Below are 21978 nucleotides of genomic sequence, written 5' to 3'. Positions count from 1 at the left end.
CAGCGTCCAAAGCATTGCTCGCTCCATCGAATAACGGGAAGCCAAGCTAGGGCCGAAACGAAAGTTTGCTATGTCTGATTCTAACGAGACATCTTCCTCAAGTCGGAACACTGGCCGATGGGTACTTATCGTCATCGGCATAATCCTGGCCACGACGCTCGTGGTGTGTTGCGGAGCCCCGTTGACCTTGTACTACACCCTGCAGGCTCGGCAAGAGGCCCCGGTCACGCCAGAGCCGCTTGAGCCTCGGGAGCTTCTGGACTGGTTTCGGCATAATGCACCTGACCAGCCTTTCGTGTTCCACGACGAGACGCGCGACAACGTGGACTTGCGTGGCAAGATCCTTGAGATCAATCGTGGAAGTGCACTGCGAACACCGAGTACATCGGAGGATTATCGGAAAAGAATCGACGAGATGAAGCCGATGTTCGCCGAGCGATATAAAAACGCAGGCGAAGCGCAGCTCGTGTTTCACGGTGACCAGGACAACCAGGAAGTCATCTGTTGGTTCAAGACGGCGGATATGGTTAAGGGCCTAGCCGTCGGTCAGGAGGTGGTTGTCAGGGGACGAAAGTGGACCATCAGTGGGCCGGTCGTCGAATACGACAAAAAGGGCATCCCCAAGGAGAAAGACGGTGGATTCACCATGGAATTGCAGCGGTGTCGGGTCGTCTCTCCGTGAATTCTTCGGCCTACTCGCGCGCAATCATTTCGGCGAACCGGCCAACAACTGGTCAATCGCTTGCGGCTTGCCAAACGCATAGCCTTGGAAGAGGTCGAAGCCAATAGCTTTACTCGCGGCGATCTCTTCCTCTGTTTCGACCCCTTCGGCCAGCGTCTGGATGCCGAGTTGACGGGCCGAATCGTGCAGGTTGGCGATCAGACGGTAGTTGTTCTCGCTTTGGACCATACTCTGAATGAGCGAGCGATCGAACTTCAGGATGTCAGGCGACACCTGGCACAACTCGACCAGACGCGACTGACCGGCTCCGAAGTCATCGAAGGCCAGTTTGACGTCCAGGTCGTGAATGGCGGCCGTGAATTCGCGGAGCTGGTTCAAGTTAGCGACCGCTTCTTCGTGCACTTCGATCACGATGTCGCGTTTCGGTGAACGTTCGCGCAGATCTCGAATCGTTTTCAACAGCTCATCTTCGAGGCATTCGTTGGGGTGCGTGTTGAGAAACAGCGTACCTGGCACGTTCGCCTGGTCGATGGCCTTCAATGCGTTCACACGGCACGAGACGCTCAGGCGCTTCTCCACGCCCAATCGAGCAGCTTGGTCGAAGAGAACCAGCGGGGACTCCAGGCCTTCGACCGTTGCCCGTACAAGGGCTTCGTACCCGACCAGTTCGTGCTTGTCAGCGCTGACGATCGGCTGAAAGAAGGTCAGCATCTTGTTCTGTGTCAACACCTGGTGCATGCTCGACAAGGCCCAGCGATGCTCTGGGTTGGTTTCCACGGCGGTTTGATCGACCGTCGGTGCTTGCAGTTTGACAAGTCGAAGTTCGACGTCGGCAAACTGGACCAGGTCCCCTTCGTTCAGGACCGTGACCGACTCAAGGCGTTTACCGTTAACGAACGTACCATTGGTGCTGCCCAGGTCTTGCAGCTGGATCTGACGCGCCGAGATGACAAATTGGGCGTGTCGCTTCGAAACGTTCGGGGAAGCCAGGCAGACGTCGCCTTGTGGATCGCGTCCGACGGTGACCGTCACGCTACGCAGCGAGATCTTCGAAAGCGTCCCGTGCCCCGGTAAGCATCCTTCCATGGCCCAGTCTTGGGCCGCAAAAGCTGCCGAATCGTTATCTGGCGATGCCTGGGCATTGGCATGCGTGTCGAGGTTGATGACGTGACTAGTATCGGTTAGGTCCATGGACGATTCGTTCATTGTTGAAGTTTCTGCATAGGGGGCAGACAATAGGCTTTATGGATTACCCGTTTCGATTTCGTATATCAGGCTGCCGTCAGCAGCGTCCGTTTTTCTGAGGATGCGTCCGGAAGTCTCTAAAACGTCCTGGCAGCTTTCGTCCTGGGCAATATCGCCCGAGACAATCCACGGTCGATCTGGTGCCGACTCCAGCAGTCGGCTCAACTGGGTGACCGACTTGCCGACGTAACTGACTTTTCCATTGAAGCTGGTCGACATGGCGATGCCGCGGTGCACGGCAATCTGCGTCAATGGGTTGTGCGAGTAGTCTTCGCTTTGGAAGCTCTCGTAAAGCTCGCCGGCGGCATGCATGGCCGACTGGGCGGTGGGGAACTTGGCGACCATGCGATCGTCTGATTCCTTGATGACTTCTCCCTCGTGGGCCTGGACGACACTCTGGAAACGCTCAAACGTCTGTCGCATCCGTTCGCACGTCTGCAAATCGCCCAAGGTCTCGAACAGGTCCAGGATGTTGGTCACGGCAAACGCGAGTAGCGTGCACGTCGAAACGTTCGACAGGCGATCACGGCTGATGGTCTCGCCAGGGAACAGCTCTTGGAAACGTGGCAAGTTCTGCGCGTCGGCCGCGGTGATGGCATCGCGCTGCGATGCGGAACGTTCCAGCCGGACGACGAGGTTCTCTTCGTGTTGGTTAGTCAGCAGCAGAACCTGGCGTCCTGCCAAGACGCGAATCGGCCGCTGCGTATGTTGCGAAGGATCGAGCATCAGCATCGTTCGATGCGTGCCCGTTGCCGGATCAGCAACCAGATTGATCGTGTACGGCAACTGGGCACCCCGAATCACGTAGGCGCCCGGTGACAAGTGACAATCGAGTTCCAGGCTCTCGTTAGCTTCCATCCGCACCTGGGCAACCACGTGTGGTGCGTGTTCCGGTCCGCCGATGCAGTACGTTTTCAGGTCGGCTTGTCGAATTTCAGGATGAACGCGGAAGATCAGTTCAACGCTCTTGGCCAGGTCGACATCGAAGTCGTGTTCGCACGACTCGCAGTGTTCGTGGCGATCGATTTCTTTCAGCGTGTCTTTGACCGAGGCCGCCACACGGCACGTCGGACACAAGATGTCCCAGTGCAATTCCAGCAAACCGGCACTGCATGCGGCCAGGCATGTTGCGGCGAAGGTGCTTTCGGGGACGTCCAATCGCTGGGCAAGTTTGCGAGGTCGAATTCGCGCCAGCTTTTGCGGAGGTGCTTGAATGATGTAGTCGAGCAGTGCCTGGAGGCAGTCGGTATCGACCTTGTCTTCGATCAGCTTTTCGCGAATTGCATTCAAACGTTTTTGCGAGGTCGTCGAGATCTTCCCAGGCGGGCTGTACGCATCGGTCGCGGCACCGCCTTGGAGCCGACCCATGACCATTTCGTTGATGCGGCGGTAGACCTTGTCGAGCGGCTTGCGGCCTTTGACGGTGACTTCGACATAGGCCAACACCCACCCCAGTAGGCCGCGCGGTGCGATCTTGACGCGATGCGATAGTCGGCAGCCGCCTTGCGGTTTGGGGGTAAGTTCGACCTGGCTGACAAACCAGCGGAACGGACCGTTCTCGAATTCGCGGAGGATGCTCAGCCGGCGACCTTCCACCCACTCGAAAGGATGTTCTTCCCAGGACAGACGCGTCCAACCGAGTTTAAACGAACCGAAGCGATGCTTCTGGCCTTGCTCGTCGCGTCGTGTTTCGTATTCGACCGGCGGCAGTCCGACCGAAGCGTTCACGCGTTCGGTGTTCGAGACCAACGGCCAAAGGTCTTCGTGGCTGCCATCGAGTTCCCATTGCCACTCGGCTTCAAACAGGCTGCCTTTGGTCTTGGGCAGAATCGGATGGACATTGCTGGAACTGGCACCGCCAGAGAGAATCTGGTCGATCTCTTCCTTCAGATGCGTTGCATCGACGAAGCGATCGTCAGGGCTTTTTTGGATTGCCTTATGAACCAGTTGGGCAGTCCGCTCGCTGATCTCGGAATTGATCTTGGCCAATTGCGGAGGATCGTCGAAGCAGTGCATCGTGATTAGCTTGACCGGGTCGTCCGCGACAAACGGTGTGCTGCCGGTCAGCAGTTCAAACAGCGTGATGCCCAACGAATAGATGTCGGTGCCTGGCGTGAGCTTGCCGCTGTCGGTGCATTGTTCCGGGGCGATGTAGTACGGCGTCCCCAGCATGGCCGACGTCTGCGTCAGCTGAAGCGAAGCCCCTTGATCGATATGTCGGGCCAGGCCAAAGTCGGTCAGCTTGATTGCCGGTGCGATCTGAGATTGAACCGCCGCGAAAACGGCGTCCTCGGGCGATTCCCCTTCGACACCGATCGCCGAGAGAAGAATGTTGGCTGGCTTCAGATCTCGGTGAACGATTCCTTTTCTATGGGCGACTTCCAGCCCGGCACATACTTCGCGAATGATTTGCAGCGCGACACGTTCCGGCAACGCCCCGTAGCTTTCGACGACATGCTTCAGGTCGGTTCCTTCGACCAGTTCCATGACCAGGAAGCAATTGCGATCGTGCCGCCCCACGTCGATCAGGTTGGCGACATTCGTATGATTCACTTCCGACAGCAGGCGAATTTCCTTTTGGAACCGCTGCATCGAGTATTCATCGGAGACGATGTCGGTCGGAAGCGTCTTGATGGCAACGCGGGTGTTTGACTCATGATCCAACGCAAGATAGACGGCACCCATGCCGCCTTGGCCCAACTTGCGGAGCACTTCGTAGCGTGGACCCAGGTACGGTATCCGATCCGAGGATTGCGGCTGCTCTCGCGTAGTCTCGGCTTGCTCGGCACTGTCTTGTACCGGGAAAACCGGCGGTAGACGATGAGACCCAGGCGCGTTCGGAGAGAACTCGCTCGCTGGAAGGACACCGGTCTTATCGAGAGGGTCGCTTGTCATCGCATGCGCCAGCCAAGGTTATTCGTGGAAGTCTATAACAGATCGTCTGAACTATAGGTCACAGCTAGGGTAACGATGCTTGGTGGGGGGCGATCGGCCTGCCTGGTCGGCTTGTAACGATTGGCATTCTGATTTCCCGCTAGATTGTGGAGGGTGCACAAAGCTCCAGATGGGCGGTCGCACCTGCTTTTCACACATATTGAATTGGAATTGTGAACAAGAAATGCCCCCGCGCCCTGTCATGTGAGGGGGCATGCTGGATCGATTGTCAGGCGCCTGCCGGTTAGACGCAATGCAGCGGAGCTACGGTCGGCTTTCAGGTCAATGTGCACAATCCACCGATAGTCTCAGCAACTGAACGCCTACGGGATATGTAAGCGTTCTAGCCCGCCTAAGAGCGTTCGCTTCATGAGGAATGCGAATCGCTAACTGGCCATAAGCCAAGACAGGACCAAGGATGTTCCCAGCTAAGCTAAGTCAGCTGTTATTGATCGGCTCGTTCGCGATTCTTACGCCAGCCATTGGCTTCGGACAGATCTACGAGGAAATGGGGCCAAGTACCTACTACGCCGCGCCTGTCTGCGATCCGTGCACTTCCATGTGCGATGACTGTCACTCGCCGTCGTGTGGCACCTGGTTCGATGGCCTGGAACTGTTCGCCGGTCTGGATGGGTCCAAGCAGCCGCAAGACTTTGGCGTCAACGCCCACTTCGGTGGTCGCCTGCACGCGAACTGGGGCATTCCCGTTTTCCATGATTCCGGCATCGGGATTCAGATCGGTACGGCCCTCTCTCAAACCGATCACGCCGTGGCAGTTACCAACACGCTCGAAGGCTCGTCGGGACGTACCCAAAGTTTCATCACCGCAGGCGTCTTTCAGCGAAGCTGCTCAGGCTGGAATTGGGGCGTGGTCTATGACTACCTGTACGAAGACGACTACGACCTGCTGAGTCTTTCGCAGATTCGCGGAACGCTTAGCTACGAATTGAACGAATGCAACGAAATCGGTTTCGTCGGGATGGCACCATTAAGCGGAGCCGACGCCGACTGGGGCGGCAACGCGGTTTACTTGCGTCCCCTGGCCCAGGGTCGCTTCTTCTGGCGACACTGGTGGCAAACCGGTGCCCATACGACTGCCTGGATGGGGATGGCCGATTCGCATGGCCAAGCCAACGTCGCCCTGGGCGATAGCGATGAAACAGGCGAAGTCATCGTCTTCGGAGCCGACTTCCAGACACCGCTGAATGATTACGTGGCCCTCTACGGTGAAGCCAACTTCGTCACGCCTGCCGATACCGGTACGGTCGATGCGTTCCTGGGGATTGCCTTCTATCCCGGCGGTGGTGCCTGGCGATGGCAACGTCGTCAATCGACGGCCCTCTTGCCGGTTGCCGGCAGCCCGTCGTTCTCAACCGACCTGCGACGATAGTCTCGACATTCCCACCGTCGAGTTAGGCCCGCAAAGGTTGGCATCGGTTGATCAGCTTCGCAGTTCGCTGCTGTCTGGTCTTTCCACCAAACAGCGAATGAATCCACCGATCGCGGCGACTGCGTAGCTGGGTGTCATCAACAGCATGCCGACCAACGGAGCAAAGAGCGACGTCGAGATGCCTGAGGCGACCTCGGACGCTTGGGGGTTGCCCGAGCTCATCGCAATCGCCGAGTACGAAGCAATCCCACCTTGGATCGCCGCAAACACGCCGATCAATAGCGGCACGTGCACGATCAGTATGAGCGAAGCCGCGGCCATGGGGCCTCGTCCGCGAATCACCACCACCAACGCAAGCACAAAACACAACGCGCCGGCCAGCGGCAGCAGGACCAGGTACGGAAACCCCAACGCTTCCATCATCCAAAGAAGTAGCGACTTTTGTACGGGTTCGGCTTCCATCGTACGCCTCCGATTGAGTGAACCACATTCGCGATCAAACGACGCTTTTCCGATACAAGTCAGTAAACGGAAAAACTCCTTTTGATTGTAGCAGGCTTTCCAGGCGAGGCCGCGCACCATTGCGGCACATATGCAGTTCGTCAGCCGTGATGCCCAGGCACAGGACGATACCGGCGTCCTGGTCGCGCACTTTGAACTGGCCGTAGTCACAAAACAGAAAAGCCGAGATGGTCGAGTCTTCCGGGGTTGCCGGACCAATGTCCATCGTCTGCCCAGGCTCAATCACTGCTTCCAGCGTGTAGTGTGCCAGTTGACCGATGACGTAGTCTCCCCACTCGTGATCGTCCCGCGAACAAATCGCCAGCTCGTAATTGCCCATCGAGTTGGGAAGCTGGTCATCATTGCCGATCAACTCGGCCGTGACCGAAACGACCCCTTTCACATGATGATGGAAATAGACAATATCGGCCGTCCCACCCAATTCGGCACCCAGCTGAAAAGGAATCGTGCCATGCCCGACGGTATCGTGCGACTTACCCAAAAGCGATTCCATCGCCGCCAGGCGAGCATCCCACCAAAGCGTCCACTCGTCGGAGTCGTCTGTTTCGGAATTCATGGGATGTCCTTTGGTTGGATTCGGAATTGCGGGTTCAGGCCTAAGGTGCATCAAATTGGACTACGATGGGCTGGTTGCGTTATTCAATCCGCGCCCACAACTCGTGTTGCTGTTTCAGGGCTTCGTCCTCAGGTAAGACTTGCCACGTCACATCAGGGGCACCGGCATCGTGTAGTAGGGTGTTGAGGCCTTCCGAGAATTCGACGATCGGGCTGGGAAACGCGTTGTTGAAATAGATCGACTTCTGCGATGGAGGTTGTTCGATCCATAAGACCCATTGCGTACCATCGGCGATCGCCGGATCGGTGTACGTTCGGCCCATACTCGTGAGTTGGTTGGTGTTTACCAGGCCAACCAGGCTGGCAAGTTCCGCGTTGGATAATTGAAGCGATGCCGTTTCCGGTTTCGGTCGACCTTCAAAGCGAGTGAACAGGACGGTGCCGGTTTCGTCGACCTTCACGATATCAAGCCCGTTCAGTCCGCTGCCCCGTCCTAGCTCGATCACAAACGGCTTGGTCGGATCGAGAACGAACGCGGGCCGCGTGTCTGGCTCAACAACGTGCGTCACATGATCGCAGCCGACCAGCAGTGCGACGAAAACGAGCAGAAGTATCCGCATTGTGACATGAAAAGAAAACGTTTTGGTCAACAGGAGCGTCCTTTCAAAGATGATCGGCGATGGAGTCATTAAACAACCCGCACAAAGCTGCCCTTCAGGTAATGCTCGTCCGAGAAGTAAATCTCGCGGATCTGTCGGGTCGATTCGACGATCTCGGCGACCAGGCGGCGTTTGCCTCGGTCGACTCGGCCTCGGCCGACGTCGCCTTCGATGTAGATGCAGCCTCGATCCAGTTTGGGGAGTGGCTGGCCCGTTTGGCGGCGGACATCCTTGCGGTTATCGAATGTCTCGCCGCGGCCGCTGCGGATCAGATTCTTAAGGGCCACGATGCCTGCCTGAATGTCGGCTGGCAACTGGCTGCGATTGGCTACCGGAACTTGAGACTTCGCAATCATTCCGCTCATCGCTGAATCTCCTTCGGTTGAAAAGTTCGCTCCCTTAGCTCGTGGGAAGCCGCGACCCGGAATATACCTTTGGGGGGCATCAACGTCTAGCAAATAGGACTACGCGCGCGACATGTGCTAAGTTTTAGATAGGCCTTCATCGCGTTGCATTGAGTTGCGGTGAGCCATCCTGTTTAATGGCGGACGCGGTAACTAAAACGATAAGAAGCCTGACCCGTCGCGGAGGTGGCGAATGGTCGGCCAGGAAAGCTCAGTCAAAATGCCATTTGCGTTGGAGTTTCACAACAACGGCGTCTTCCTCATATTTACGGGCGTCGTGACCGACGAGGATCTATTGGAATCGGATGACGATTTGTACGGGCACGTCTATCCCGATGGTCTGCAGTTTCAATTGGTCGACTTGACCGATGTCCGTGACTTCCGGGCTTCGCACAAGACGATGCGTTACCTGGGTGAAAAAGACCGCGAGTACTCGCAAACGCACGGCAAGCAAAAGATTGCTGTGATCGCCCCGACGCACGGGCGGGCTAACAGTATCGTCTGGGAAGTCTGGGCCCAGGATAACAGCACCGAAGATCCGGCCCTGCTGACGAAGATTGTCGATAGTCATCTCGAAGCCGTGACATGGCTGCGGAAAAACGGGATCGAGATTAGCTGACCAACGCTTGCTCCATTGCCGCTGGGCAAACAAAAATCCCGAGTGATCTAACAACCACTCGGGACTTTAGCGTTTATCTTTGTGCCGACCGCCAGCCTTACTTCATCGGCGGAGCTTTGTAGTTCAGCAGATACTCACGACGCTCGTGCAGAAACTTCTTCAGCGAAGGCTGGTCCTTTTCTGGTTTCAGCGAGGTGGTCTGCTGAAAGGCTTCCAGCGAATCGAGTTTGTGGGTATCGCTGGCCACGACTTCTTCAATCAACTGGGCATGTTGCTGAAGGATCGGGTCGATCGCTTCGGGGGCCATCGATTTCTCGGCGATCTCGCGAACATAGCCCAGGTACTTTTCGCGAAGCTCTGGCACCGCCAGCAATCGCATGCGGAGCGGCATGCGGGGATTCTCGACGTTGACCAGCGGATCGAGATCGGGGCCGCCATGGCCCGGGCCACCAGGTCCACCGGGTCCGCGTCGACCACGTGGTGGTCCCTGTTCTCCTTCAGGACCGCCTGGGGGACCGAAGCCAGGGAAGGGGAACCCGCCTGGTAAGAAACCACCTTGCGGTCGTCGTTCGGCTTCGGCACGCTCGTTGGGGTTCTCTTCACGCATCGGGCGTCGATTGCGATCGTCTTGGCCAGGAGGACCAAAGCCGCCGGGACCAGGACCGCCAGGGCCCATGCCAGGAGGTGGACCACCAGGCCCGCGACCCAGACTGCGACCGCCTTCGAAAGCTTCGTTCATGTCATGCGGGATCAAGTGGAACCGCTTCTCACTGTCGAGAAACAGGTAGTAGTCGCTGGCCCGCGTCCAGTAGCCATCGCTGTTAACCAGGGCCACGTCCAAAGCCAGAAAACGCAGGGCCTCGTCGACGTCGAGCATCGGCTCCAATTCGCTCTCGAGTTGATCGAGCGGCGTCTCATTGAGCGTGCGGCACAGCTTGATCAAGGCGGCCCAAGCCTTTTTGCCGTCGTTCGACTTCATGTCGTAGCGTCGCTTGTATTCTTCGACATCTTCGCCCAGGTAGCGCAGGCCACCATCACCACCGGGACTCCCACTCACCTTCCAACGTGTGCCTTTGGAAGGATCGAAGTGCTCGGAGATGAAGGTCTTGTCGTACTGCTGAACGTTGGCATAGATGCCCCAGCTCTCGCCATTGATGACCACGCGAACGTGATTGGCCTTGGGAACCGGGATGTAGTCGCTGGCGATATGCGAGTAGAGCACCGTGCTCATGAAAGAAGCATCGCCGGCACAGTTCAGAAGATTAAAGGTCTTGTAGCCACCAATCTCTTGGTCTTCGTCGGCCAGGTCGAGCGAAACATTGAACGATCGCTTGTAGCCGGTGGGGACCATGCCATAGGAAGACATCCCGCGGAAGCGGATGCCGACGTTCGGGTAGGTCTTGCCATCGACGGTCAACGTGGCGGGGACTTCGACGTCGGTGCCATGAAAGTCTTCCAGTTCCTTTTCCCAGTCTTCGTTCTCGAACTCGAGGAAGAAGGTGCGGAGCACTTTGGGATCGTATATGTCGGCATTAGCATACGTTTGAACTTGATCAGGCTTGACCTGTGGACCCGGCTCTGGGGCAGGACGATTACCACGTCCACGACGACCGCCAGGGGGGCCAAACCCGCGGCGCTCGCCGGACTCGGATGTCGCGGCGACACGTGCCTGGGCGCGTTCCTTTTGATCGAGCCAACCGTTCTCGTCATGATCGAACTCTTTGACCAGCTTGCGGTCTTCGCGATTTCCACCGGGGCCGCCAGGACCAAAGCCGCCAGGACCAAAGCCGCCAGGGCCACCAGGACCGAAACCGCCAGGAGGGCCGCGGAAACCTTCGGGAGGTCCACGAAAGCCTTCCGGAGATTGTGCGTACGCAGTCATCGCAAGCAGAGCGATCGTGGGAACGATTACCCAGGGACGGATGAGATGTGCCATGTCAGAAGCTTTCCTGTCGTGGTTACAAGAGCCGTGTTCCGGCTTCGATTAGGTTTCGTTGTCTTGGGATGTGTCCGCCGGTTGAACCCAAATGGTCAGCGTGGCTTTGTTGTTGGGAAGATCGATCGTTTTGATCTCGAACTGCGTGACATCCAAGCCGGTTCGAGTACGAAGATCGGCCAGCAAGGATTCTCGATGCGCGTCACCGAGCCACTCCAACCGGTCGTATTCAATCGTGTACTTGGGCAGCTTTTCCTTCTTGGCAGGCTTGCCGTTACCGTTGCCATTTCCATTGCCGCCGGTGTCTTCCAGGGCTTTGCTGCTATCGGACTTGCTGCCCTTGCCATTCGATCCGACGACGCGTTCTTTGAGCATTGTGCTGGCGAAGATGACCGAGTTGACCAGCATCACTTCGGCATAGCTGGTCTTCTTGTTTGCCAATGAATTGATGACGGCGATGCCGATGACGATAAACAGGTACGTCATCTCCTTGGGGCGGATCGAATCGGTGCGATAGCGGAGCACACCGAACACGGCGAACAGTCCGAGTGCGAGTCCCAAGTCGAGTTCGAGCTTCTTCATCGTGAAGCAGATAAAGAAGACGACGATGTTGAGCATCACCGCCGTAAACGCAAACTCGCGCTGTCGCTGGCTGGGATAAATCCCAAACACAACCACGAGTGTGAGAAAGAACAAGTTGATCCCGAAGCGGACCAATAACTTGAACAGGTCCGTATCAAAAAGAGGGACTTCCAGGAATTCCATAAGCGTATCTATCTCTCGTGCTCATTCGGTTTCCATCGGCCGAATGATTATCTTTCAGGTCGATTGGTGATCACGATGCGGTGCGAAAGGTGCGACTTGAAATACGGCTGCCCGCAGCTTCGCTGGGAATCGTTTCCTGGCTATCTACTGTTAAACCCGCGTTAAGAAAAGAAGTACCGGTCGCGGAGGAAGAAAGTCCGAAATTCGTGACGCATCAAGCGCTCGGGGGCTGCAAGCAGTTTGTTTGAGGGGTGCGCACGGAAGTGCATTGGCATGCACATAGAGATAGCTCGACGACGCTGATCGAGGATCGGCGCCGTCTTGTGCAACATGCGTAGGACGTTATTGACCGTACTTTGGCGTGTAGACCATCGATTCGATCCACGCACGAATGTCACGCGGACGCTCGACGGTGGCTTCGCCTTGATCGAAGATGAATTCCGCCACGCGAGCCGCCGTGGTGATCTCGGTTTCCAAAATCGCATTCTGCCGCGGGAAGAGCATGCCGTGATCGCGATCGGCCTGGCTCACTTGATCGGCACTTCCCTGCGCGGCGGCGATAAACATGGCATCGTTGATCCGCTTCGGCTGGGTCGCGTAAACGGCCAGGCCGACGGCTGGGAAGATGTAGAAGTTGTTGGCCTGTCCAGGATGGAACGTCTGGCCATCGAGCGTCACGTCGGGGAACTGCACGCCTGCGGCAACGAGCGCTTTGCCATCGGTCCAGCGGTACAGTTGTTCGGCTGAGGCTTCGGCATGATTGGTGGGATTGCTCAACGGGAAGATGATCGGACGTTCGCAATGCGCGGCCATCGCTTTCACGGCCCCTTCGGTAAACAGCCCGCCCACCGTGCTCACGCCAATCAAGATGGTTGGCTTAACCTGGGTGACCGCTTCTTCCAGGCACTTCGTATCCTGAAGATCCTTCGCGTAAACCTGCTGCGAAGGGCTCAGGTCGTTGCGCTGTTGGGTGAGCAGTCCGTCCACGTCGAACATGTGAATCTTGGCTCGTGCGTCTGTCTCGCTGACGCCTTGCTGCATCATCGCTTCGACGATCATGTTGGCGATGCCAATGCCTGCCGAACCAGCTCCGGCGAACAGCACCCGCTGATCGGCCAGCGACTGCTTCTTGATTTGCAGAGCAGTGATCAGGCCGGCAATGGTCACGCTGGCCGTGCCTTGGATGTCGTCGTTGTAGACGAGGTACTTGTCTTGGTAGCGATCGAGCAAACGAATCGCGTCAGTGCCTTTCCAGTCTTCGAAGTGCACACACACGCCAGGGAAGACTTCGTTGGCTGCTTCCATGAAGGAATCGACGATGGCATCGACTTCGTCAGGCTCCGGAGGCGTTTCTCGCAGACCCAGGTAAAGCGGATCGGCTCGCAGGGCGGCGTTGGTGGTGCCAATGTCCAGGTGAATCGGCAGAAGGACTTCCGGTGGAACGCCAGCACAGGCGGTGTACAGTTGCAGCTTGCCGATCGGAATCGGTGCGCCGTTGACGCCGATATCACCCAGCCCCAGGATACGACCGCCACTGGTCACGCAGATGAAACGGACGTCCTTATTGGGCCAGTGCTTCAGCACTTCGGCGAAGCGACCCTTCATGGTCTTGTTCAGGTACATTCCCTGTGGGCGACGAAAGATCTGTCCATAGGAAAGACACGCGTCAGCGATCGTCGGATCGTACACGATAGGCACGAACCGGGCTGGATCGCTCATCAGCGTGGCGAAGAACAGGGTTTGATTGCGCTCGGCCAGGTCTTGCAGGTAGACGTAGCGTTCGATGTCCGAAGGCTTCGCGTCGAGGTGACCCAGCACGCGTTCGATCTGGCGATCCAACGTATCGATGCCTGAGGGAAGCAGCCCTTCCAGGCCCAGCGAGTAACGCTGCTGTTCGGTGAAGGCGGTCCCTTGATTGCAAAAAGGATCGCTCAAGACCCCAAAATGGCTGGCGCTCTGCATGATCTTCCCCTGGTTAAATGTCCCGATTTTCCAATGCACAAGATTAGGACAGAGTTCGGGGGTGACAAGTTTCAAACCGCCGCGGTACGAGTTCTTCGGGTTATGCTGATTGCAGTGTGCAAGTGGCTTTCGCCTTGGGCTTCTCTGTTGCATAGAATAGAGCCAACAATTGGCGCACACCTTCTCTCAGGTAAACGCAGTATGAGTGACGAAAACTCCCCCTCGAAAAAACGTGGTTGCCTGGCTGTCTTTGGCCTGCTGGTCTCGACGGCCTACCTGGCGAATCTTTCCGGCGGTTTCATTGAGATCCCCGACAACATTCCCGGCATCGGGAACCTGGACGAAGTCTTTTTCTCGGGGATCTTCTTCGCCTCGCTGGCGCAGCTGGGCATCAGCTTGCCGTTCATGGAAGGGAAGGGGAGGTCGATTCGCGAGAGCCGCAAGGAGCGCGAGTCGGACGACGTGGTCGAAGGCAAAGTCGACGTGACAGATCATCCCGAAGGCAGTGATTGATCGTCGGTGCCCTTGAGCTGCGCGGCTCAGAATGGTTTGATGTGGGCTGAAACCCCACTGCTCGATGATTGCCCCAACCCACAAAGGAGTCTGGGATGTCCCGTATGAAACTTCGTCTGATCATTTTCGGCATCGCCTTGCTGGTGGTCGGCGTCAACTCGCTGCTCAAGCAGTTTCGTGGCGATGGTGATAAACAGGTCGATGCCACCCCTGCCGATCCGAATGGGGAAGTCGTCGACATCACGCCCAACGCAGCTCCCTCGGCGACGTTGTCAGACAAGTATTACGATCTCGCGGAGGTCAATCGCGGCGTCCTGAAGGGCCGCGAGGAAGTTGAAATTGTTGGGTATCTCATTGCCAACGGCACGTTACCTGATTCGTTCATCACGAAGAACGAGGCCCGCGAACTGGGCTGGGTGGCGTCGGAAGGGAATCTTCGCGAGGTCGCCCCCGGCAAGAGTATCGGCGGCGATCGTTTCATGAACCGAGAAAAGGAACTGCCCGACGCCCCTGGTCGAAAGTACTTTGAAGCCGATTTGAATTACCAGGGAGGCTCTCGCGGAGCCGAGCGGTTAGTCTACTCCGACGATGGGTTGATCTTTGTCACCCGCGATCACTACCGCACTTTTAAAGAGGTTCGTCTCCTACCATGAATGAGTCTGAGCCGCTTCGCGTAGTCGTGCCTGATAGTTTAGAGTCGATCGAAGATATCTATGCGTTTCTCGGCGAGCGACTTTCGTTTCCGGGCTACTTCGGCTTCAATCTCGATGCCCTGTACGACTGCGCGACCAGCGATATCTGCCATCCGGTCTGCCTGGTCTGGCCACGAACCTGGACGTGTGGAAATCCTTATCTGTACTTAAACGCCATGAAACTGCTAGGCGTGCTGATGGACGCGGCCGCAGAGAACCCAAACCTGAAGATCGAGATCGCAGAGTAACTTTCAATTGTCCCCTCTCCCCGCAGGGGCGAGGGAACAAGAAAAATTGCCGCCAAGAAAAGGCGAAAGGACGGAGGCTAAGTGTCGCCAAGCCGTCCGTCCTTTCACACACCCAATTTGGAGAGCGGGCTGCATGCCTATGCGGTTTCGGCCGCATCGGCTGCGAGTAGGTCTTCGGCCCCTTCCAGGAAGCTGGCCAGCCCACGCGAGCGGTAAGGCTGTTGCAACTTACGGACGGCCTTCGATTCGATCTGACGAACGCGTTCGCGAGTCACGCTGAAGATCTTGCCGACTTCTTCCAGCGTGTAGGCATAACCATCGGTCAGGCCGTAACGCAGGCGAATGATCTCACGTTCGCGGTGGTTGAGGTGCTGCATCACTTCGCCCAGACGCTCCTTCAACGCTTGCTGGTGCGTTTCGTACAGCGGGTCATCGTCACGGTGATCTTCCAGAAACTCACCGAAGAAGCTGTCGTCGTGATCGCCAACCGGTTGATCGAGCGAGAGCGGGTTACGGTTCATCTTGCAGATGACCTTGGCATCGTCGATCGAGATGTCCATTCGCTCGGCGACTTCTTCCGGCGAAGGTTCGCGGCCCAGTTCCTGAACCAGTTCTCGGGTGACAGCACGAACCTTGCCCATGGTATCGATCATGTGAACCGGAACGCGGATGGTACGGCTTTGATCGGCGATCGCACGGGTGATGGCCTGACGAATCCACCAGGTGGCGTAGGTGCTGAACTTGTAACCACGTTCGTGCTCGAACTTGTCGACGGCACGCATCAGGCCAGTGTTGCCTTCTTGGATCAGGTCCAAAAAGCTCAGACCACGGTTACGATACTTCTTGGCGATCGAAACGACCAGACGCAGGTTACCAGCGGACAGACGACGCTTGGCGGCATCGTATTCTTCCTGGAACTCGGCGATCTTCTGAACGCGACGACGCAGCGTCGCTGGGCTTTCCAGGGTCACTCGCATCAGGCCGTGCAGTTCACGCTGCATGTCTTCCAGCGTTTGACCGTTGAGGTGACCGCCGTACTCGCGAGCCAGTTCGATGTTTTCCAGCAGGGTATCCATTCGCTGCGAGATTTCGCGAAGCTTCGACAGCTGCGGGGTGACTTTGTTGGTTCGCAGGTTCAGTTCTTCGACCAACTGAACGGCCTTGGCACGGCGACGGGAAAGTCGCTTCCAGGCAGCCAGGCGATCGGACATCTTGGTCTTCTTCGAGATGGCAACGCGGAAGTCAGCACTGTTGGCTTCGAGCATGCCTTCGAGCGTGATCAGGTTCGGCACGATCCGCTTCATGATCAGCTTCTTTTCCTTGGCGTTGGTCACCGAGACTTCCACGGTGCGATCCAAGCGAAGTTGACCATCGCGAACTTTGGAGAGAAGGTCGAACGAATGACGTAAGATCAGGTCGTTGGCGATGACCGCATGACGGAAGCGTCCACGCCACTTGTCGATCTGGGTGGCGGCGTCGATTTCTTCGGGACGCGTCAGCATCGGAATCTCGCCCATCTGCATCAGGTACATGCGAACGGGGTCATCGACCTGGCTGACTTCTTCAGGCGAATCGTCGTCGTCTGAGCTGTCGTTGATCACGTTGAGGTTGTTGATCGAGACCGAATCGAAATCGTCATCTTGAAAAGCATCTTGCGAGCGAGCCATGGGTGCGTTCTCCATCGGTGGGTTTTTGATCGACCGTGACAAGCACGATCGGGCGACGCCACCGTTAATCGCAGCACCTATGCCGAAAGCAGAATCCCGCGCCAAGGTATTGCCCTAAGTGTATATGTGGTTGTGGGTTATGTTGTTCTTGGTTTTCGCGGGTGAGTAGGCCAATGTTGTCGATTTGCAACAAATGGGTCTCAAAATCTGTGGTCAAAACCCATCAACTCACCTTGGTTCGCTGCCTCCAACCAAGACTCTGGCAACGGTGTTAGACGGGTAAAACCCGTAGATCGTTCCATCGGAAGCCCCGAATGCTCGTTTCGAGCACCCTTTTTCCGGGGATTTGTTGCCTTTTGGCAACGTCCGAAACGCTCCTGTCCCCTCTCCCCTGCGGGGGAGCGGGTTACGGTGAAGGGGTGAGCCCGGTACCTGCTTCATCAACCCTCACCCTGGCCCTTTGCCTTGGGAAGGGAGAGGCGACCAGAGGAGGTGCGTGTCCCCGAGTTCGGGCAGACTTGTTACGATAAAAGACTCGTCCACTTGTCGACTCCTTTCCCGTGCGGTCTCGTGATTAAGATGTCTCAGCCCCCAATTACGGTCAAAGTCCATCAAAGCCTCGGCACGATCTCGATCAATCGAGACGAGAAACGCAACGCGCTAACCCGGGCCATGGTCTTTGATTTGATCCAGGCCTTTCGCGACTTGCATGGCGAACGGAAAGTGCGAGCCGTGGTGCTGACCGGCAGCGGGTCGGCGTTCTGCTCTGGCTTGTGCCTGGAAGAGATGCACGAGATCGTCAAGGAAGACGATAACTTCGATCGCTGGCATCAAGACACCAGCAGCCTGGCCGAACTGCTGCAATTGATGCTGCAGTTCCCCAAGCCGATCATCTCGGCCGTCAATGGACCGGCAATGGGTTTCGGGGCAGGACTTGTGCTGGCCTCCGATATCGTCGTCGCCGGACCTGAAGCCACCCTTGGCTTTCCCGAGCCCAAACGCGGCATCGTGAGCGGTCTTTGTACGCCGCTGTTGCACTTCCGCTGCGGCGGACGACACGCGGCCCGCTTGCTACTGATGGGTGAAACGATCACCGCCCAGCGAGCCGTTGAAATCGGAGCCTACGACGAGATCGTCCCGACCAAGAACCTATGGGCCTATGCAGCCGAACTGACCAAGCAGATCGCTCAGTCAGCACCGCAGGCCATTCAACTCACCAAGAAGCATCTCAACGAAACGGTCGGCGAGCAGTTGGAAATGCTCATCTCGCTGGGCGCTGCGGCCAGTGCCACCAGCCGCACAACCGAAGCCGCTAAGGAAGGCCTGGCCGCGTTTGTTGAAAAGCGCGAGCCTGAGTGGAAGTAACACGACAGGCTCTATTGTGCCGAGCGAGTGTTACTAAGGCGAGCCCAACTCCAAGATACTAAACACCGGGCAATGGTCTGATGTTTCTGGTGCTTCCAGCACGCGGCAGACAGGTGCTGACCAACGCGCTGCTGGCGATGCGAAGATGAAGTCGATCTCCATCTCCGGTTTGTCCGATGGCCACGTCAGGCGGCGCTCTTCTGGCTTCTTCGCTTCGATGGTGTTCTCGCTCAACAGCTTCAGCGTTCGCGAGTCGCGTACGTCGTTGAAGTCGCCCAGCAGGATGTAAGGGACGTCGAGGCCCTTGAGGTACTTCGAGAGTGCTTCGGCTTGAGCGTAGCGATAGGTGTCGTCATCGACCCAGTCGAAGTGAACGTTGACCGCCACAATCGTTTGACCCGAGGGGAGGGCGATGCGGGCTGCCAAGGCCACGCGCGGTTCGTGTCCCTTAGGTAGTTTGACTTCGGTGACCGTCTCGATGGGATGTCGCGAAAGCAGCCCCATGCCGTACGAGCCGCCTTGCAGGTTCATGAACTTGCCGAACGCCGCATGCATGCCCAGTTGTTTGCCGAGTGCTTCGGCCTGGTTCACGCTGCCACTGCGCTTCACGCCGTTGTCGACCTCTTGTAGCCCGACGATGTCCGGGGCGAGATTGTGAAGCAAGTCGGCCGTTTTCTCGAGATCTACCTTCCCATTGTTGCCTGCCCCGTGACGAATGTTGTAGCTGACCGTACGCAGGCGCTGGGCCGACGCGTTGGGGTTCATCACGGCAAAGCGTGCCACCACGGCGGCATGATCCGAAGGGAACTTTTGAGCGTGGGTATTGATCCGCTGGACGTCGGTGGCCTGCAGGCCTTCGCCGCGATAGTAGATGAAGTCGATCCGATCTTGCTCCTGCTCTGGGAACCGAGGCGTCCAGGTACTGTCGAGCTGGCGATCGACTTCGGGCCGAATCTCACGCCACGCGTCGCGGAAGCCAGCCTTGGGCAGCACATGACTGGTTGGCCAGTTGACGACCACCTGGTAGTCGTCTTTCGCGGAGGCAATGTAATCGCGATTAGACATGCTGTTGAAGTCGCCGGCGATGATGATCGGCAGGTCGTCGTACTTCGCATCGGAGAGTCGCTCTTCGATCTGCTTCCACATGGCCTGCAGGTCATCGTACGACGGCTGACAGACGGCCAGCATCTTTGGCGTGTCGCTGGTGTCGCGAGTACCTGGCTTCCAGATCTCGCCGGCGAAGGGGAGCCAGATCGAATAGCAGGCCACACGCTGCTTGGTAGGCAACTCAACAATCGCACCGACGCACTTGAAGGGCTCGAAGACCGAGATGTCTTCAACAACCGGGTAACGACTGATCAGCGAAACGTTCGTGCCGCGGGGATGAAAGTGATAGCCGAGCGCCTCGGCAATCTTTTCGCCTGAGCCGTACGTTTCCTGCATCGCGATCACATCGGCTTGGCTTTGCCGGATAACGTCGATCACGCGCTGCACGCCGACCTCGGCGCCATCTTCTTTACCACCGTGCCAGATGTTCCACGTCATCACGCGTAGCGAGGGGAGATCGTCTGCAAAGGCTTGGACTGGGGCGACAGCCAGACAAAGAAGGAGAGCGAGCCACGAGAGAGGGCAACTTGAACGCATTACGATTCCCAAGGTTTTACTAGCGGTTATTAAAGGGCTAGTAGTCAATAAAGCCTGGATGGAACCGAGGGACAAGGCACTTTTGCGAACGCTGGATTGACAATTTGCGCACGCGAAGAGAATTGGTTTAGGTCAGCATCCAGGCACTGAAGCTACCCAGGCCTGCGGCGAACAGGATCAGGGCACCGGCACATCCGCTGGCCTTGGGCAAGACTTCGCCGTCGGCGATCATCTTGGCCTGGATTGCGTCGACTTGTTCTTTGGCTTCTTTCAGGCCAATGCCGGATTCTTCGCGAAGCATTTTGATGGCTTGGATCTTCTGCCCTTGGCGAAGCTGCTGCTTGATGATGTCCAGCGAAGGTTGTTCTTCTGACATGGCGACCTTTTCAATCAAGAAACAAAAAGAGCGTCCTGAATAATCAGGACACTCTTAGTTTAGGTCATTTTGAAAGCTTTGGGGACGCCGGAATGAAGGATGAATGGATAGCGGCGCTAATCGGTAGTTTACGAATGAGGAGCCACTTTGGCCCAATCGCTGAGACGTTGGGACTTAGAGGTCTCGAAGTCGTGAAACTCGAGGCGCAGTTTGATTAGCTGTTGGTCCATCCACTCGGACAGTTCCATATAAGGCGCTAGGCCTACCATGATCGGGGCTTCTTCCCGATCTCGGGCGTCTTCCAGCTTGATTTGCATGGTATCGAAAAGTGAGTCGTTCATTAGCGAACTCCCTGGGGAAAGTTCGCTACGTTCCCTGTAGCTGACCGCAGCGAATCCTGCGCTGCATTGACGCGTACTCTACTCAAATCTTAGACGTGAAATCGACTCCGCGTGTTCACGTGATTCTTAGATTTAGTAAAAAAGGTTCACCGTTGCAATAGGACTAATGTGGGATCCCATAACATTCTGGTGATGTTAACGGGGTTCAAACTCACAATCAGGCCTTCTGGAAGGGTGCGATCTGCCCAATATGGGGAGGACGCTTTAACCTGCCAAAATCTGCTTTGAAAGTAAATCGGTGTCCTATCTAGGGCATTATTCGCTCAAAACACTGGGATCTGAATCGAATAACGTATGCCTGACATAAGAAAGGACCGCTTTCCCCTCAGTAAGATTAACGTGTGAATCGTATGGTTGGTTTCTACTTCTGTCGAAATAATCTTGGGAATTCTGCGCCGGGGGGCCGGAATTTCTCAAGATTCAGGCCAGGACGGTCGCAATTGCGATTGAGTCGATTCGCCAATTGCCGTACTCTCGCACTCGTTTGCCTGAGGGCATCGAAAAAAATGCCTCCAGGGGGACAAAGCCGTAATTTTTGGCAAACCATTTGCGTGGACCAGTCGTAACGATTGTGCGATACGCAAGGCAGGTATTCGCCGCCGATGGTTCTGCCAGGGGCCGGAAAAAGCCGTTTAATCGGCTTAATTCGCCGGTCCGAAAGAGGCAGCCTGGTCGGCGACGTTGCCAGGGACTGCATAACGAGACCGAGTCAAGGATGGCTGAATCTCAAGTGCTAGCAAGTCGATAAGAAGAGTACTTCCTGACAAACTCTTCGCCGTTAGTCACTTGCTTCACACGGATGGCTATCACTGACACGGAATACGGCACCATGGAAGACGCCAATGAACTATATTTGCGAGGTAGGGAAACTGCCTCCCTCAGGTTGCCTGAAGAAGCCGGGCATACCAATTAGGGAAAACCCAGACCTCCGATTCCGGTCATGATTTTAGGGACGTCTCGCTTGAGTGGCCCAATCAACCCACAACTCGAGCACAAAGACGTCAAAGGGAGTTAGGATTTACCATGCATGTTAATGGCCCAACCGCAGTTCACCCGGCTCAGTCCATCCGAGGTCCGCACCACGCACCGCAGGCCCCGGCCGTAGACAGCCGCACCCAATTCGATACCGTGGACGAACTTGATATTTCGCACGAAGCCGACTTCGCCAGCCAGGTGAAGGACATTCCGGACATTCGTGCCGATCGTGTCGCTCAGATTAAGGCCCAAATTGCCGACGGCACTTATCTGACCGACGACAAGCTCGACCTCGCCCTGGAACGCCTGTTGGATGAAATTGGCTAACTAGCCAGCATCAAACAACTTAGAAAACCGAACAATTCGGGCAGCACTCTCACGCAGGGTGCTGCCCGTTTTTTTATGGCCTGTCTCAAACGCTTTG

The 21978-nt window shown here is 56.7% G+C and carries 21 protein-coding genes; 8 read left to right on the top strand and 13 right to left on the bottom strand.

The features are described 5' to 3' along the window. Positions 1-70 precede the first annotated feature (70 nt). Positions 71-682 (top strand): hypothetical protein, encoded by a 612-nt coding sequence (locus tag PSR63_RS03500; RefSeq protein WP_274330796.1) that lies wholly within the window; start codon positions 71-73, stop codon positions 680-682. Between the two features lie 24 nt (positions 683-706). On the opposite strand, the gene PSR63_RS03495 is transcribed toward PSR63_RS03500, so the two are convergent. Both PSR63_RS03495 and PSR63_RS03490 read right to left on the bottom strand, forming a co-directional pair. After that, positions 707-1888, bottom strand: a complete 1182-nt coding sequence (locus PSR63_RS03495; protein WP_274330794.1) for an EAL domain-containing protein — start codon at positions 1886-1888, stop codon at positions 707-709. A gap of 36 nt (positions 1889-1924) precedes the next feature. Next, positions 1925-4822, bottom strand: coding sequence for a protein kinase domain-containing protein (locus tag PSR63_RS03490; protein WP_274330792.1), 2898 nt, complete (start codon positions 4820-4822; stop codon positions 1925-1927). 457 nt (positions 4823-5279) lie between these two features. On the opposite strand from PSR63_RS03490, the gene PSR63_RS03485 reads away from it, so the two are divergent. Then, positions 5280-6251 carry a DUF6666 family protein gene (locus tag PSR63_RS03485; RefSeq protein WP_274330790.1) on the top strand — a complete coding sequence of 324 codons (972 nt, stop codon included), beginning with the start codon at positions 5280-5282 and terminating at the stop codon, positions 6249-6251. 51 nt (positions 6252-6302) lie between these two features. Here PSR63_RS03485 and PSR63_RS03480 read toward each other — a convergent pair whose 3' ends face one another. The 4 genes from PSR63_RS03480 to PSR63_RS03465 all read right to left on the bottom strand — a co-directional run bounded on the left by PSR63_RS03480 (position 6303) and on the right by PSR63_RS03465 (position 8352). Next, the gene (locus PSR63_RS03480; RefSeq protein ID WP_274330788.1) at positions 6303-6713 is read right to left on the bottom strand and encodes a hypothetical protein; all 411 of its coding nucleotides are present in this window, start codon (positions 6711-6713) and stop codon (positions 6303-6305) included. Positions 6714-6747: 34 nt separating this feature from the next. Further along, the gene (locus PSR63_RS03475; protein WP_274330786.1) at positions 6748-7329 is read right to left on the bottom strand and encodes a suppressor of fused domain protein; all 582 of its coding nucleotides are present in this window, start codon (positions 7327-7329) and stop codon (positions 6748-6750) included. A 79-nt stretch (positions 7330-7408) separates the two neighbouring features. Continuing rightward, complete coding sequence (locus PSR63_RS03470; protein WP_274330784.1) at positions 7409-7978, bottom strand: hypothetical protein; 570 nt, start codon at positions 7976-7978, stop codon at positions 7409-7411. 38 nt (positions 7979-8016) lie between these two features. Further along, positions 8017-8352 (bottom strand): hypothetical protein, encoded by a 336-nt coding sequence (locus PSR63_RS03465; protein ID WP_274330783.1) that lies wholly within the window; start codon positions 8350-8352, stop codon positions 8017-8019. A 259-nt stretch (positions 8353-8611) separates the two neighbouring features. On the opposite strand from PSR63_RS03465, the gene PSR63_RS03460 reads away from it, so the two are divergent. Then, on the top strand, positions 8612-9010 hold the full coding sequence (locus PSR63_RS03460; RefSeq protein WP_274330781.1) for a hypothetical protein: 399 nt from the start codon (positions 8612-8614) through the stop codon (positions 9008-9010). A gap of 97 nt (positions 9011-9107) precedes the next feature. On the opposite strand, the gene PSR63_RS03455 is transcribed toward PSR63_RS03460, so the two are convergent. The 3 genes from PSR63_RS03455 to PSR63_RS03445 all read right to left on the bottom strand — a co-directional run bounded on the left by PSR63_RS03455 (position 9108) and on the right by PSR63_RS03445 (position 13673). Beyond that, on the bottom strand, positions 9108-10946 hold the full coding sequence (locus tag PSR63_RS03455) for a CotH kinase family protein (RefSeq protein WP_274330779.1): 1839 nt from the start codon (positions 10944-10946) through the stop codon (positions 9108-9110). Between the two features lie 48 nt (positions 10947-10994). Further along, positions 10995-11711, bottom strand: coding sequence for a DUF4956 domain-containing protein (locus PSR63_RS03450; protein ID WP_274330777.1), 717 nt, complete (start codon positions 11709-11711; stop codon positions 10995-10997). Between the two features lie 342 nt (positions 11712-12053). Beyond that, positions 12054-13673, bottom strand: a complete 1620-nt coding sequence (locus PSR63_RS03445) for an NAD-dependent malic enzyme (RefSeq protein ID WP_274330775.1) — start codon at positions 13671-13673, stop codon at positions 12054-12056. 201 nt (positions 13674-13874) lie between these two features. On the opposite strand from PSR63_RS03445, the gene PSR63_RS03440 reads away from it, so the two are divergent. The 3 genes from PSR63_RS03440 to PSR63_RS03430 all read left to right on the top strand — a co-directional run bounded on the left by PSR63_RS03440 (position 13875) and on the right by PSR63_RS03430 (position 15126). After that, on the top strand, positions 13875-14186 hold the full coding sequence (locus PSR63_RS03440; RefSeq protein WP_274330773.1) for a hypothetical protein: 312 nt from the start codon (positions 13875-13877) through the stop codon (positions 14184-14186). 95 nt (positions 14187-14281) lie between these two features. Beyond that, positions 14282-14839 carry a ribonuclease domain-containing protein gene (locus PSR63_RS03435; protein WP_274330771.1) on the top strand — a complete coding sequence of 186 codons (558 nt, stop codon included), beginning with the start codon at positions 14282-14284 and terminating at the stop codon, positions 14837-14839. Continuing rightward, complete coding sequence (locus PSR63_RS03430; RefSeq protein ID WP_274330769.1) at positions 14836-15126, top strand: barstar family protein; 291 nt, start codon at positions 14836-14838, stop codon at positions 15124-15126. Before PSR63_RS03435 ends, PSR63_RS03430 begins: the two co-directional genes overlap by 4 nt. A 137-nt stretch (positions 15127-15263) precedes the next feature. Here PSR63_RS03430 and PSR63_RS03425 read toward each other — a convergent pair whose 3' ends face one another. Further along, positions 15264-16793, bottom strand: coding sequence for an RNA polymerase sigma factor RpoD/SigA (locus PSR63_RS03425; RefSeq protein ID WP_274330767.1), 1530 nt, complete (start codon positions 16791-16793; stop codon positions 15264-15266). 579 nt (positions 16794-17372) lie between these two features. Here PSR63_RS03425 and PSR63_RS03420 point away from each other — a divergent pair. Continuing rightward, positions 17373-18158 carry an enoyl-CoA hydratase/isomerase family protein gene (locus PSR63_RS03420; protein WP_274330766.1) on the top strand — a complete coding sequence of 262 codons (786 nt, stop codon included), beginning with the start codon at positions 17373-17375 and terminating at the stop codon, positions 18156-18158. Positions 18159-18191: 33 nt separating this feature from the next. Here the strand turns inward: PSR63_RS03420 and PSR63_RS03415 are convergent, their stop codons facing one another. The 3 genes from PSR63_RS03415 to PSR63_RS03405 form a co-directional block, all read right to left on the bottom strand. Further along, a complete protein-coding gene (locus PSR63_RS03415) occupies positions 18192-19802 on the bottom strand; it encodes an endonuclease/exonuclease/phosphatase family protein (protein ID WP_274330765.1) in 1611 nt (536 codons plus the stop codon). A gap of 127 nt (positions 19803-19929) precedes the next feature. Continuing rightward, positions 19930-20178, bottom strand: coding sequence for a ribosomal protein L7/L12 (locus tag PSR63_RS03410; RefSeq protein WP_274330763.1), 249 nt, complete (start codon positions 20176-20178; stop codon positions 19930-19932). A 128-nt stretch (positions 20179-20306) separates the two neighbouring features. After that, entirely contained in the window at positions 20307-20519 is a 213-nt protein-coding gene (locus PSR63_RS03405) for a hypothetical protein (RefSeq protein WP_274330761.1), read from the bottom strand. A gap of 1083 nt (positions 20520-21602) precedes the next feature. On the opposite strand from PSR63_RS03405, the gene PSR63_RS03400 reads away from it, so the two are divergent. Beyond that, a complete protein-coding gene (locus tag PSR63_RS03400) occupies positions 21603-21881 on the top strand; it encodes a flagellar biosynthesis anti-sigma factor FlgM (protein WP_274330759.1) in 279 nt (92 codons plus the stop codon). Positions 21882-21978 lie beyond the last annotated feature (97 nt).

Source organism: Bremerella sp. P1, assembly GCF_028748185.1.
Lineage (GTDB): Bacteria > Planctomycetota > Planctomycetia > Pirellulales > Pirellulaceae > Bremerella.
Note: the sequence above shows the minus strand (reverse complement) of the source record. Positions and strands in the feature narration are given on the sequence as shown.

What these genes read in the sequence shown, in the direction of transcription:
- PSR63_RS03425 (WP_274330767.1), bottom strand. Translation starts at nt 16,793, where the DNA reads ATGGCTCGCTCGCAAGATGCTTTTCAAGATGACGATTTCGATTCGGTC.
- PSR63_RS03495 (WP_274330794.1), bottom strand. Translation starts at nt 1,888, where the DNA reads ATGAACGAATCGTCCATGGACCTAACCGATACTAGTCACGTCATCAAC.
- PSR63_RS03420 (WP_274330766.1), top strand. Translation starts at nt 17,373, where the DNA reads ATGTCTCAGCCCCCAATTACGGTCAAAGTCCATCAAAGCCTCGGCACG.
- PSR63_RS03485 (WP_274330790.1), top strand. Translation starts at nt 5,280, where the DNA reads ATGTTCCCAGCTAAGCTAAGTCAGCTGTTATTGATCGGCTCGTTCGCG.
- PSR63_RS03405 (WP_274330761.1), bottom strand. Translation starts at nt 20,519, where the DNA reads ATGAACGACTCACTTTTCGATACCATGCAAATCAAGCTGGAAGACGCC.
- PSR63_RS03455 (WP_274330779.1), bottom strand. Translation starts at nt 10,946, where the DNA reads ATGGCACATCTCATCCGTCCCTGGGTAATCGTTCCCACGATCGCTCTG.
- PSR63_RS03435 (WP_274330771.1), top strand. Translation starts at nt 14,282, where the DNA reads ATGTCCCGTATGAAACTTCGTCTGATCATTTTCGGCATCGCCTTGCTG.
- PSR63_RS03500 (WP_274330796.1), top strand. Translation starts at nt 71, where the DNA reads ATGTCTGATTCTAACGAGACATCTTCCTCAAGTCGGAACACTGGCCGA.
- PSR63_RS03430 (WP_274330769.1), top strand. Translation starts at nt 14,836, where the DNA reads ATGAATGAGTCTGAGCCGCTTCGCGTAGTCGTGCCTGATAGTTTAGAG.
- PSR63_RS03460 (WP_274330781.1), top strand. Translation starts at nt 8,612, where the DNA reads ATGCCATTTGCGTTGGAGTTTCACAACAACGGCGTCTTCCTCATATTT.
- PSR63_RS03450 (WP_274330777.1), bottom strand. Translation starts at nt 11,711, where the DNA reads ATGGAATTCCTGGAAGTCCCTCTTTTTGATACGGACCTGTTCAAGTTA.
- PSR63_RS03480 (WP_274330788.1), bottom strand. Translation starts at nt 6,713, where the DNA reads ATGGAAGCCGAACCCGTACAAAAGTCGCTACTTCTTTGGATGATGGAA.
- PSR63_RS03465 (WP_274330783.1), bottom strand. Translation starts at nt 8,352, where the DNA reads ATGAGCGGAATGATTGCGAAGTCTCAAGTTCCGGTAGCCAATCGCAGC.
- PSR63_RS03440 (WP_274330773.1), top strand. Translation starts at nt 13,875, where the DNA reads ATGAGTGACGAAAACTCCCCCTCGAAAAAACGTGGTTGCCTGGCTGTC.
- PSR63_RS03475 (WP_274330786.1), bottom strand. Translation starts at nt 7,329, where the DNA reads ATGAATTCCGAAACAGACGACTCCGACGAGTGGACGCTTTGGTGGGAT.
- PSR63_RS03490 (WP_274330792.1), bottom strand. Translation starts at nt 4,822, where the DNA reads ATGACAAGCGACCCTCTCGATAAGACCGGTGTCCTTCCAGCGAGCGAG.
- PSR63_RS03415 (WP_274330765.1), bottom strand. Translation starts at nt 19,802, where the DNA reads ATGCGTTCAAGTTGCCCTCTCTCGTGGCTCGCTCTCCTTCTTTGTCTG.
- PSR63_RS03410 (WP_274330763.1), bottom strand. Translation starts at nt 20,178, where the DNA reads ATGTCAGAAGAACAACCTTCGCTGGACATCATCAAGCAGCAGCTTCGC.
- PSR63_RS03400 (WP_274330759.1), top strand. Translation starts at nt 21,603, where the DNA reads ATGCATGTTAATGGCCCAACCGCAGTTCACCCGGCTCAGTCCATCCGA.
- PSR63_RS03445 (WP_274330775.1), bottom strand. Translation starts at nt 13,673, where the DNA reads ATGCAGAGCGCCAGCCATTTTGGGGTCTTGAGCGATCCTTTTTGCAAT.